Origin of the sequence: Stenotrophomonas sp. SKA14, from assembly GCF_000158575.1 — a bacterium.
In the GTDB taxonomy this organism is placed as follows: Bacteria; Pseudomonadota; Gammaproteobacteria; order Xanthomonadales; family Xanthomonadaceae; genus Stenotrophomonas; species Stenotrophomonas forensis.
The window spans coordinates 1,357,183-1,369,604 of the sequence record NZ_DS999412.1; the positions used below are offsets into that span (position 1 = coordinate 1,357,183).

At 66.2% G+C, this 12,422-nt stretch carries 9 protein-coding genes; all 9 read left to right on the forward strand.

What is annotated here, in order from left to right; genetic code table 11:
- Nucleotides 1–4 precede the first annotated feature (4 nt).
- Entirely contained in the window at nt 5–2,116 is a 2,112-nt protein-coding gene (recG, locus tag SSKA14_RS06275) for an ATP-dependent DNA helicase RecG (protein WP_008268112.1), read from the forward strand.
- 431 nt (nt 2,117–2,547) lie between these two features.
- Nucleotides 2,548–3,486, forward strand: coding sequence for a nucleoside hydrolase (locus tag SSKA14_RS06280; RefSeq protein ID WP_040009406.1), 939 nt, complete (start codon nt 2,548–2,550; stop codon nt 3,484–3,486).
- A gap of 88 nt (nt 3,487–3,574) precedes the next feature.
- Nucleotides 3,575–3,817 carry a type B 50S ribosomal protein L31 gene (locus tag SSKA14_RS06285; protein WP_005410871.1) on the forward strand — a complete coding sequence of 81 codons (243 nt, stop codon included), beginning with the start codon at nt 3,575–3,577 and terminating at the stop codon, nt 3,815–3,817.
- A 296-nt stretch (nt 3,818–4,113) separates the two neighbouring features.
- Nucleotides 4,114–5,391, forward strand: coding sequence for a citrate synthase (locus SSKA14_RS06290; protein WP_006466260.1), 1,278 nt, complete (start codon nt 4,114–4,116; stop codon nt 5,389–5,391).
- A gap of 340 nt (nt 5,392–5,731) precedes the next feature.
- Complete coding sequence (locus SSKA14_RS06295; protein ID WP_008264894.1) at nt 5,732–6,826, forward strand: hypothetical protein; 1,095 nt, start codon at nt 5,732–5,734, stop codon at nt 6,824–6,826.
- A 413-nt stretch (nt 6,827–7,239) separates the two neighbouring features.
- Nucleotides 7,240–7,743 (forward strand): CS1 type fimbrial major subunit, encoded by a 504-nt coding sequence (locus SSKA14_RS06300; protein WP_008265457.1) that lies wholly within the window; start codon nt 7,240–7,242, stop codon nt 7,741–7,743.
- 53 nt (nt 7,744–7,796) lie between these two features.
- Nucleotides 7,797–10,529: a TcfC E-set like domain-containing protein gene (locus SSKA14_RS06305; protein WP_040007177.1), complete on the forward strand. Its 2,733-nt coding sequence runs from the start codon at nt 7,797–7,799 to the stop codon at nt 10,527–10,529.
- Nucleotides 10,526–11,662: a CfaE/CblD family pilus tip adhesin gene (locus SSKA14_RS06310; protein ID WP_040007179.1), complete on the forward strand. Its 1,137-nt coding sequence runs from the start codon at nt 10,526–10,528 to the stop codon at nt 11,660–11,662. Before SSKA14_RS06305 ends, SSKA14_RS06310 begins: the two co-directional genes overlap by 4 nt.
- A 20-nt stretch (nt 11,663–11,682) precedes the next feature.
- Nucleotides 11,683–12,390, forward strand: coding sequence for a fimbrial protein (locus SSKA14_RS06315; protein WP_008267231.1), 708 nt, complete (start codon nt 11,683–11,685; stop codon nt 12,388–12,390).
- The last annotated feature ends 32 nt before the right edge of the window (nt 12,391–12,422 follow it).

Sequence of the window (12,422 nt, forward strand, 5' to 3'; positions counted from 1 at the left end):
CCACGTGGCACGCAAGGCGGCGGTCACCCCGGTCCTGTCACCGTCCGGCGAAGCATCCCTGGCGATGCTCGCTGGCGTGGGCCCGGCCGTGGCCGCCAAACTGCAGGCGCGTGGCCTGGCCACCCTGCAGGATCTCTGGCTTCACCTGCCGCTGCGCTATGAAGACCGCACCCGGCTGACGCGCATCGAAGACCTGCGCAACGGCGTGCCGGCGCAGGTGGAAGGGCGGGTGGTCGCGGTCGAGCGCGGCATGCGCTACCGGCCGATGCTGAAGGTTGCGGTGGAGGACGAAGGGCAGGGCACCCTGGTGCTGCGCTTCTTCCATTTCCGCCAGCAGCAGGTCGGCCAGTTCGCGGTGGGCAACCGGCTGCGCTGCTTCGGCACGCCCAAACCCGGCCACCTCGGCCTGGAAATCGTCCATCCCAGCTACCAGGTGCTGGGCCGCAATGACGATCCCGAACTCGGCGACCGCCTCGACCCGGTGTATCCCACCGTCGAGGGCGTTGGCCCAATGACGATGCGCAAGCTGATCGGCCAGGCCCTGGACCGCCTGCCCGAAGAAAGCACGCTGGAACTGCTGCCCAGTGGCTGGCTGGACGGCCTCAAGCTGCCCTCGCTGCGCAGCGCGCTGCTGACCGTGCACCGGCCGCCGCCGGATGCGGACCTGGCCGCACTGGCCGCAGGCACCCATCCGGCGCAACGTCGCCTGGCGATGGAAGAGCTGCTGGCGCACCACCTCAGCCTGCGTCGCCAGCGCATCGCATTGCAGGCGCATCACGCGCCGCCGCTGGCCGGCCCGGGCACGCTGGCCAAGGCACTGCTGAAGCAGCTGCCGTTCGCGCTGACCGGTGCGCAGGCACGCGTGTTCAAGCAGATCCGCGAAGACCTGTCGCGGCCCAGCCCGATGCTGCGGCTGGTGCAGGGCGACGTCGGCTCCGGCAAGACCGTGGTCGCTGCGCTGGCGGCGATGCTGGCGGTGGAGCAGGGCAAGCAGGTCGCATTGGCGGCGCCCACCGAACTGCTGGCCGAACAGCATCTCAACAACCTGCGCGGCTGGCTGGAACCGCTTGGCGTGCGCATCGCCTGGCTGGCCGGCAAGGTCACCGGCAAGGCGCGCGCCAAGGTGATGGAACAGGTCGCCAACGGCGAGGCGCAGGTGGTGGTCGGTACCCACGCGCTGATGCAGGACGCGGTGGTGTTCCAGGACCTGGCCCTGGCCATCGTCGATGAGCAGCACCGCTTCGGCGTGCACCAGCGCCTGGCCCTGCGCGACAAGGGCGCGGGCGGCAACAGCGTGCCGCACCAGCTGGTGATGACCGCAACGCCGATCCCGCGCACGCTGGCGATGTCCGAGTACGCGGATCTGGACGTGTCCGCCATCGACGAGCTGCCGCCCGGCCGCACGCCGGTGCAGACCGTGGCGCTCAACAACGACCGCCGCCCCGAACTGATCGAGCGCATCGCGCTGGCCTGCCGGGAAGGGCGGCAGGTGTACTGGGTGTGCACGCTCATCGAGGAGAGCGAAGAGCTGGATGCAACGCCCGCGCAGGCCACCTACGAATCACTGCAGGCGCTGCTGCCGGGCGTGCGCGTCGGGCTGGTGCATGGCCGCCTGAAGGCCGCCGAGAAGCTGGCGACGATGGTGGCGTTCAAGACCGGCGAGATCGATCTACTGGTCGCCACCACCGTCATCGAAGTGGGCGTGGACGTACCCAATGCCTCGCTGATGGTGATCGAGAACGCCGAGCGGCTGGGCCTGGCCCAGCTGCACCAGCTGCGTGGCCGTGTCGGCCGTGGATCGGCCGTGTCGCGCTGCGTGCTGCTGTACCAGGCGCCGCTCTCGCAGATGGCGCGCGAGCGCCTGCAGACCATGCGCGAAACCAACGATGGTTTCGTCATCGCCGAGAAGGATCTGGAACTGCGCGGCCCCGGCGAACTGCTCGGCACCCGCCAGACCGGACTGGCCGGATTCCGCATTGCCGACCTGGCCCGCGACGCTGGCCTGCTGCCCGGCGTGCACGACCTCGCCGAACGCCTGCTGGCCCAGCAACCCGCACTGGCAGACCGCGTGGTGCAGCGCTGGATCGGCACCGCCGTGCGCTACGCCTCGGCGTAATGCCGCTTGGGTGGGTGTGGACCTTGGCCCACACATCCACGCTGCGCGCGTGAGTCGAGCATGGCTCGACCCTACAGAGCGCCTTTTCGATGAATCTGTGGATGTGTCGACCAAGGTCGACACCCACCAAAGGCAGCGCAGAGCGCCGTTCGGGCAGCCGCGGAAATCTGTCGAAGGCGGGGTGGGTCCGGTGGCAGGGGTGTGAGCGGCATGGATGCCGCGACCAAGCCCCCATGGACGGGTTCACGGCGGCCCCTGCCACCGGACCCGCCCCGCCATCCCCAGGAAACCAGCTTTTGCCGTTGCTGTTGCCGTTGCTGTTGCTCCTGCCTCTGCGGGTGCAGGGCGCAGCCCTGCCGAACCCCAACCCCCGTACTTGCAACGGTCATCATCCCGGTCCACACTTCGTTGCCGATCTGAAGACGGCAACGATGACCCACAAGATCCCCCTGTTGATCGACACCGACCCCGGTGTGGACGACGCCCTGGCCCTGCTGATGGCCTTTGCCGATGAACGGCATGACGTGGTCGCCCTGACCATCGCCGCCGGCAATGTCGGCCTGCAGTACACCGTCCGCAACGCCCTCAAGCTCTGCGACATCGTTGGCCGCGCCGACGTGCCGGTGTTTGCCGGCAGCCCGGATCCGCTGCTGCATCCCTCCGTCGACGCTGCCCACGTGCATGGCCGTGACGGTTACGGCGATGTGGACCTGCCGCCGCCGAGCCGCCAGGCCGAAGCCGAACATGCCGCGCTGGCCATCCTGCGCCTGTCGCACGAACACGCGGGCGAACTGATGCTGGTGATGCTCGGCCCGCTGACCAACCTGGCGCTGGCGCTGAAGCTGGACCCGACGCTGCCCCAGCGCATCAAGCGCATCGTGGTGATGGGCGGCGCGGTCACCTGCCACGGCAACATCACCCCGGCCGCCGAATTCAACATCGCCTTCGATCCGGAAGCGGCGCATGTGGTGTTCACCTCGTTCAAGCACCTGCTGGTATCGGACTGGGAAGCCACCGTTGCCCATGGCCTGCCGCTGCAGGACGCCGAGAAGTGGCTGCAGGCCGATTCCGATCGTGCCCGCTTCTACGAGCTGATCTCGCGCAAGACCCGCGGCCTGTCCGAGGACAGCAAGGGTGGCCGCTGGTACACCGCCGACGCGGTGGCCATGGCCTGGGCGTTGAACCCGGATGGGCAGCTGCAGGTCGAGTCACGGCCGCTGAATGTGGAACTGAACGGCACGTTCAGCCGCGGTGCCACCATCGTCGACTGGAACCGCCAGACTGGCCAGCCGGACAACTGTGATCTGCTGATGGCCTACGACCAGCAGCGTTTCGAGGCCCTGGTACGCCAGGCCCTGGGCGCGGACTGACGTCGATGTCCCGGCACCGGTTGCCCCGGGCGGCAACCGGTGCTTATAATGCCGCTCTTGACCACCAGCCCATTTACGGTGTGAGCCCATGAAGGCCGATATCCATCCGAACTACCGCGACGTCGTCTTCCATGACGTCACCTCCGATTTCAAGATCCTGACCCGCTCGACCATGGCGACGAAGGAAACCATCCAGTGGGAAGACGGCAACGAATACCCGCTGGTCAAGGTTGAAATTTCCTCGGCTTCGCACCCGTTCTACACGGGCAAGCACAAGGTCATCGACACCTCGGGCCGTATCGACAAGTTCCAGAAGCGCTACGCGCGCTGATCTGTCGATCCAGCTTCGAACCGACGGCCGCGCTCTGCGCGGCCGTTTGTTTTTCCCCAACGCCTGCCCAACGGGCGTTTGGATGGACGGAACACTGCGTTCGTGTGACAACGCTTTTGCCGATCCGGGCCGCTCAATGGCCGGGTTCTGGCCGCCTGTCGTCTACGACTTCTGTCTAGCGCCGGGCAAATGCTGCTGTGCGATAATGGCGTGATCCCCGGCACAGGCCGAGGACGTCATTCACGTGCCTGACCAATGCGCTTGGGCAGGCGCCTTCCCATGAAGGAGCGCACACAGTGTCCGATCTTGATCAGGTCACGCTCAACGCCGGCGATAAGTCCGTCGTTCTGCCCGTCATCAAACCCACCCTTGGCAACGACTGCGTCGACATCGCGAAGCTGACCAAGGAAACGGGGTATTTCACCTACGATTCCGGCTTCACCGCGACGGCCAGCTGCAAGTCCGCCATCACGTACATCGACGGCGACAAGGGCGTGCTGCTGTATCGCGGCTACCCGATCGAACAGCTGTCGGAAAAGTCGAGCTACGTCGAAGTGGCCTACCTGCTGATCAACGGCGAGCGCCCGAGCGCCGAGCAGCTGAAGGCCTTCACCGACGAGCTGGCGGCCGAAGCCAATGTCGATGAGTCGATCAACACCCTGATCGGCAGCTTCGCCAAGGATGCCCACCCGATGGCCATCCTGACCGCCGCCATCGCGCAGCTGTCGGGCATCTACCACGCCTCGCTGGATCTGTCCGACGCCGAACAGCGCCGCCAGGCTGCCGTGCGCCTGATCGCCAAGGTGCCGACCCTGTCGGCGCTGATCTACCGCCATGGCAAGGGCCTGCCGGCCAACAAGCCGGACACCTCGCTGGATTACGTCAGCCGCTTCCTGAAGCAGACCTTCGAGTCGGCCGACGGCCAGTACGAGCTGAACCAGGACGTGGTCAAGGCGCTGGACCTGCTGTTCATCCTGCACGCCGACCACGAGCAGAACGCGTCGACCTCGACCGTGCGCCTGGTCGGTTCGACCGGTGCCAACCCGTATGCGTCGGTCGCTGCGGGCGTCACCGCGCTGTGGGGTCCGGCCCACGGCGGTGCCAACGAAGCCGTGCTGAAGATGCTGGAAGAGATCGGCACTGCCGACAACGTCGAGTCCGCCGTGCTCAAGGCCAAGGACAAGACCTCCGGCTTCCGCCTGATGGGCTTCGGCCACCGCGTCTACAAGAACTTCGACCCGCGCGCCAAGGTCATCGGTGAGATGACCGGCAAGGTGCTCAAGCAGCTGGGCGTGCAGGATCCGCTGCTGGACGTGGCCGTGAAGCTGGAACAGGCCGCGCTGCAGGACGAGTACTTCGTTGCCCGCAAGCTGTACCCGAACGTCGATTTCTACAGCGGCATCATCTACAAGGCGCTGCAGATCCCGACCGAAATGTTCACCGTCATGTTCGCCCTGGGCCGTACCTCCGGCTGGGTGTCGCATTGGCTGGAACAGCAGGTCGATCCGGAAATGAAGATCGGCCGTCCGCGCCAGGTCTACACCGGCAGCGACGTGCGCGACTACCAGGGCTGATCGCTCCGCGTAGGTTGTGCTGAAGACGCCCCGCATCCGCGGGGCGTTTTTTTTGCGTCGCTTGGGTGGGTGCCAACCTTGGTTGGCACGCTTTCGGCCCAAACCATCCACGCCCGGCGTGGATCTACCGACGCCCGAGCTTTGGTAGGTGCCAACCTTGGTTGGCACGCATCCTGCGCAAACCCTCCACGCGTCGCGTGGATCTACCGGGCTCGACGGGCGTTGAACCACCACCGCGCCAAGACCGCGTGATTCAAGGGTCTCATCCGCTTCACAACGGCTCGCGCAGCCTCAGGACGCCAGCTGCATTCGCAGCCCATGAAATGGAGCGTCCATCCCGATGAGTACCCGATTTGATCCACCCGAGCGCGGACCGCTCGGCCCCGACGTCGCCACCGTCGTCACCGCCCCCATCGTTCCGCCCGCCAGCGAAAGCGCGGTGTCCTGGGGCGCGATCTTTGCCGGTGCCGTCGCCGCCGCCGCACTGTCCCTCATCCTGCTGATCCTTGGCGTCGGCCTCGGCCTGTCGTCGGTGTCGCCGTGGTCGTTCGAAGGTGTCAGCAAGGAAACCTTCGGCTGGTCCAGCATCGCCTGGCTCACCTTCACTGCGCTGGCCGCGTCGGGCCTGGGCGGCTACCTGGCCGGTCGCCTGCGCACCAAGTGGACGCTGATCCACGGTGATGAAACCTACTTCCGCGACACCGCGCATGGTTTCGTGTCGTGGGCGGTGGCCACGCTGCTTACCGCCGGCCTGCTGACCTCGGCCATCGGTGGCGTGCTGGGTGCGGGCGCCAAGGTCGCCGGTGCCACGGCAGGTGCAGCCGCCTCGACGGCAGGCGTTGTCACGGCAGCAGCCGGCACCGCCGCTGCAAGCAATGCGCAGGAAGGTGACCTCAACTATTGGGTCGATTCGCTGTTCCGCAGCGCGGCTCATCCGGCACCGGGCGCACCGGAGGCGGGCGCGCCGCCGGCACCGGGCACGCCGCCGGCACCGGGTGCGATGAACGATCCGGCCGCACCGCCGCCGCCGGCCGCACCGAACGCCAGTCCGCGTCCGGCCGGCATGACGCCGCCGCCGCGCCCGATGGCGGTTGGCCCTGATGGCGATCGTCGCGAGGTGCGCGCGGAAGTGAACCGCATCATCGTCAACAGCCTGCAGGGCGATGGCCTTGACCCGGCCGATACCCAGTACCTGTCGCAGCTGATTGCCCGCGAAACCGGCATGAGCGAAGCCGAAGCGCAGGCCCGCGTGACCGACGTGCAGACACGCATGCGTGCGGCGCTGGAGAAGGCCAAGACCACGGCCAAGCAGGCCGCCGACGATGCACGCAAGGCGACGGCGTACGCCGCACTGTGGCTGTTCATCACCCTGCTGATCGGCGCGTTCTTCGCCAGCCTCAGCGCCACTTGGGGCGGCCGTCGCCGCGACCTGTAATTCCCATTGCTTCAGGAGAACGGATATGAAGATGTTGCTGCTATGGCTGCTGGGCGTTCCGATCCCGCTGCTGATCCTGTACGCGATCTTCTTCTGACGATTGCGTAGCGCGTGAATCCTCAGGCCGCCGCAAGGCGGCCTGAGTCATTATGAAGTACAGGTTTCATGGTGTTTTCGCAGGGCAATGAGAAATGTTGCAAAACAGGTTGAGAGATATTGAGTAATTCCAAAACCTTGAGCGGATTCAAGAATTTTCAACAACGTTCAGCGTTTTAGGAATGCTTGAATGGTTTGTGGGGCAATGGATTCCTAACATTCTCTCCGTCGCCCGCATCCACCTCCGCGGGCGGCGCTTCCCTCCCTTGAAAGGGGAGGGAAGCTTTCACGTTTCCTGTCCGAGAGAGACACGCCCCATGAACGCCATCATCAAGAAAGCCGCGCTCGCTGCAGCGCTGGCTACCGTTTCCACGTCCGCATTTGCCATCGACACCAGCATCACGCTTTACGCCAACGTGGATTCCACGCTGGCCTTCCAGAAGGAAGACGGCAGCGCCCTGGACGATAGTGTCATCCTGACCTATCAACCCGGCGGTCGTGGTCTTAGCCCATGGAGAGAGAACACTCGCATCTTCTCCAACGACGAAAGCAAGGACATCGAAGTCAAGCTGGGCAGTGACGTCGAGCTGATTCCGAATACCGGTAGCCCCGGCGCAAAGCGGGTTCCGATGACGGTCAGCCTCAATAACATGAAGTTGACGACGGCTGCACAGGACCTGTTGGCCAGCCAGATCTTCGATGGTGCAATCCAGGGGCGTTCTATTGTCCTGCCGCTGGTTATCGAGCAGACCACTGTGGGCGATCTTTCCTCGGCCCAGTATCAAGGCATGGCGACCATCGTGCTGAGCCAGAAGCCGTAAGCAACCCCGCCGGCCCGTCAGCACGGGCCGGCCTTCCAACGCGATTTCCCCGAATGAATTCTCCCGCACCCGCCGTGACCCGGCTGGCGATGGCGCTCGCCCTGGCGTTGGCGCCAACGCTGGCCCACGCCCGCAGCGTCCCCGCTGGCTTTGAAGATCTGGTGGAAGGCCAGACCGAGCAGCTGGACGTCAGCCTGTTCGGCCAATCGGCCGGGCTGTCGCCGGTGCGGGTGACGCTGGACGAGGTACAGCTGCTGGAGCCGCAGCGCGTGGCCCAGGCGCTGGGCCTTTCCACGGAAGCGCAGGCCGCACTGCTGCCGGCGCTGTCGCAGCCAATGCCTCGCAACAGCCATCTGGCGTGCCGCTTTGGCGGCGCTGCGGCCGGCTGCGGCTACATGGCGCCGCCGGAAGATCCTGCGGCTGTGCACGCGCTGTATGACGAAGGCGAAGGTGTGCTGCGCCTGTTCATTGCCCAGCAGTGGATTCCCGGGCAGACACCGGATGCGCATCGTTTCCACAACGTGACCGCCAACGCGGAGAACGCCTGGCTGCACCGGCAGACCTTCAACATCAGCGGTGGCCGCGACTATCAATCGCTGAGTGCGCAGGGCGCGGGCACGCTGGGCCTGTTCAAGCGCGGCCATGTGGCGGGTGAGTGGAACTACAACCGCCAGCACTACCGCCGCAGCGGCAGCCGCGATGACTTCCAGCTGGACAGCGCGTATTACCGCCACGACCTCGGCCAGGAGCACTACCTGCAGATCGGCCTGATGGACCGGCGCAACCTGTCCAGCACCCAGGGCGGCACCTTTGCATTCGGCATGCTGCCGCTGGATCGCTTCCGTGGTGTGCGTGCCGGCACCACCTACGCTTACGTGGACGCCGACGGTGCGATGCAGGCCTCGCCGCTCACCGTGCTGCTGGCACGCGATGCGCGCGTGGATGCCTTCGAGGGCGAGCGGCTGCTGCAGACCTTCTATCTGCAGGCCGGCGTCAATCAGCTGGATACCCGCAGTTTCCCGATGGGCAGCTACAGCGTCACCCTGCGCATCTACGAAGACGGCGTGCTGGTACGCAGCGAGGATGCACCGTTCGACAAGGGCGGTGACTGGACCGATACGCGCCTGCAGTGGTTCGTGCAGGGCGGGCAGCGCGACGAGCGCCGCAGCCGCATCGGTGACGGCGAGCACGCGCTGCAGGCAGGTGTCCGCTTTCCTCTGGCGCGCGACCTGGCGCTGACCGCAGGCGTAGCCGACATCGCCGGTTTCAGCTACGGCGAACTGCGCCTGGACGTGCGCCGCCAGTTCGCGACCCAGGATCTGCGCGGCGCCTTCAGCGTGCTGCGTGGCAGTGATGGCAGCAGTGGCCAGCAGCATCAACTGTCGTATCGCCGGCGTGCCTCGTGGAATCTGTACCAGCAACGCATGCGCGGCAATGCCTGCCGTTTCCAGGATGACAGCCGGGACCGCCTGGGCTGCAGCGACTCGCTCAGTGGTTCGATGTCGCTGCCGTTGGCCGGCGGCAGTGCCTACGTGGGCTATACGCGCCGCCAGACCTGGCGCCCGGCGCAGGCGTTGCCTGGCTTTGACGAGGATCCCCTGGAGGGCCTGCTGCCGTGGCTGCCGCCGGACCCGCTGCGCCCGCGCCGCGAAGCCCAGCGCAGCCGCACCTGGCAGGCCAGCTACAGCCGTACCGACCGCTGGGGCGAGTTCAGTGTGTCCAGCCGCGCCGGCGTATGGCAGCAGCACAACGACGGCAACACCAACACGCCCTCCAGCCGCGACAGGGGCGTGTTCCTCAGCTTCGCCCTGAGCCGCCTGCAGAACGGCGAGCGCGGCAGCTCGCAGCGGCGCTACGCCGTGGATGCGCGCCAGCCCGAACACCAGCGCCCGGACGTGACCTACAGCGTGGCGCAGAGCCTGCGGCAGGAGGTGGATGCCACCTACCGCGAAGCCAATGCCGAACTGCGCGCCACCAACAACGAACGCTACAGCGCGACCGTGGGCGGCCAGCTGCAGAACCCCTGGGGCCAGACCGGCGTCACTGTCGGCGGCTATCGGCAGCCGGGCCGCAGCGAGTTCTCCTACAGCGCCAATCATGCCTCCAGCTTTGCGCTGAGCCGTCGCGGTCTCTACTGGGGCGGCGGGGCCACCGCCGATGCCGGCCTGGCCGTGCAGGTGGACGACACCGACGATTTCGACCTGCGTGGCGTGGCTGCCGAACTGCAGGTGGGGGGCTCGCGCCGCCAGCGCCTGAACCTGGGCGAGCGCCGGCTGATGCCGCTGCAGGCCTACCAGTCGCACCGTGCCGACCTGCAGGACGCGAGCACCGTGGATGGCATCGCCTCGGTGCGGGTGAGCGGCGTGTCCGGCATGCGCCCGTTGTTCCTGTCGCCGGGTCGGCTTGTTCGCATGCCGGTGCCGATCGAGGTGACCTACACCTTCGTCGGCAGTGCGCGGGATGTTGCCGGACTGCCACTGGGCGGCGCGCGCATCCTCAACGCACCGGTCGTCGGCACCAGCGCCAACGGCGGCTTCGTGGCCGACTTTCCGCGCAGGGAAAAGACCCTCTACCTGCTGCAGGACGATCGCCTGTTGCAGTGCCCGCTGCAGGTGCGCGAACGCCGCAGCGTGGTGCTGCTGGTGGGCGCAGTGCAGTGCGAGCCGCTTGCGGTGGCGCAGCTGCCGGCGGAGATCCGCCAGCAGGCACGGGTGACTCGGCTGCTGCAGGAACAGGCCTTGATCGCGGTTGTGCCGCAGACCGCTGCTACAGGAGAAACGCCATGAAGCGGCGTGTGGTGTTTGCTTGGATGGTGGTGAGTGCGTTGGCTGTGGTGGTGCCGAGAGTGTGGGGGCAACAGCCGCCGCAGACCGATCCGCCGCGTGGCGTGTTCACACAGGATGTGACGATGAGCTGGGATCGATCCTCGGTTCCGGCCGACATCGAGTTGTGGGCGCCACGCACGCTGCTGGCCTACGACACGGATCTGAGCAAGCGCTATGGCGAACTGTACATGGTGTGTGCGTCGGCGACGGATACATCGACGGGTCGGTGCCCGGTGGAGGACATGCTGGTTGAGTTGAATGCAGAGACCTCCGTAGCTACCAAGCTCATTGAAGAAAGAAGCGGTTTGGCAACCAATGTGGATGTCACAGCAGCCATCTACCGGGCTGACGCTTCTGTTACCTGCGAAATCGGCTACTGGCACGGCAAGCGCTACGGTATCTACTCATCGGTAGCGCAGCGGTGCAACAGGGTGGTCGCGGCTGGAACTGGCGTGGGGCTGAGGATCAAGGCTGATGACTTACTGAGTCTCACCGCGGGTCATTGGAAGGGAGTTGTCGAACTCCGCCTGCGTCGCCCGCCCGCAGAACATCTCGCCACCTACGTCTTCAACTTCGATTTCACGGTCACAGATTACGACGCGGTCTCGATCTACCTGCCGGCCTTTGAGTATGGCAACGCCCACGTCAATCTGGATCTGCGCTACGACCCGATCGCCAATATGATCGGTGGGCGCAAGGACGTCGATATGTGCCTGTACGACGGTGTCGGCTCCAGCAGCGAGTACCTGGGCGTCACCGTGCGCGACGCCAGCCCACGTCCGCCCGGCGGTAATGGCTTCTCGGTCTGGCATCCGGACACCACCGGTGACGAGAGCGAGCGCGTGGACTTCGACGTGCTGCTCGACTACGCCGGAAGCAAGCGGCGCATGCGCAATGGCGTGGAAGAGCAACTGCACGGCGTCGACAGTACCGCACTGCGCCTGGTCAAGCTGCCCAAGCTCGACCAGCCGGTGTACTGCGTGCCCACGCCGCTGACCCTGCTCACGCCGCAGTTCCCTTCCAGCAGCAAGCGCCAGGGCGTCTATACCGGCGAGCTGAAGGTCGAACTGCGCGTGCCCACGGCCCGCCCCTGATCTCCTCCACGGAACCTCCCATGAAAAAGATCGCTCTCTCCCTGCTGCCATTGGTCCTGCTGGTTGCACTGCCGGCCCAGGCCAACCTGACCATCCATCCCATGCGCACGTCGATTGAAGGCAAGCGCAGCGCGCAGATACGCGTGTATTCACAGTCCACCCAGCCGCAATACGTGCAGGCCGCGCTGCGGCGTATCGACAACCCGGCCAGTGAGAACGAGCGCGAAGTTGAGGTGGAGCCGCACGAGGCTGCCATCACCATCACCCCGGGCAAGTTCGCGCTGTCGGGCGGGGGCAATCGCCTGATCCGCCTGATCCCGCTGCAGAGCGTGGAAAAGGAAACCGCCTATCGCATCTATTTCGAAGGTGTACGCGGGCCGGAAGAGATCGAACGCGAAGGCGAGGGTGGATCACAGGCCAACGTGGGCGTCAGCCTGGTCTGGGGTGCCCTGGTGAACGTGTTGCCCGCCGATGGCGAGGTGGCGCTGCGCCTGCAGGGCAACACCTTGCACAACACCGGCACGCTGCGCGTGGGCATCACCAGTGTGGCCGAGTGCAGCAGTGCCGGTGCCTGCACCGCCCACGACGTCTCGCACAGCCTGTACCCGGATGCCGCGCTGGAACTCCCGTTCCAACCCAAGCCCGGCAACACCCTGCAGCTGCGCTATCGCCTCACCCGCGACGGCTACCGCGAGCACGTGCAGACAGTGGCCGCGTCGGCGGGCTGAGTCCATTCCCATCCTTTGACCTGCGCATCCGC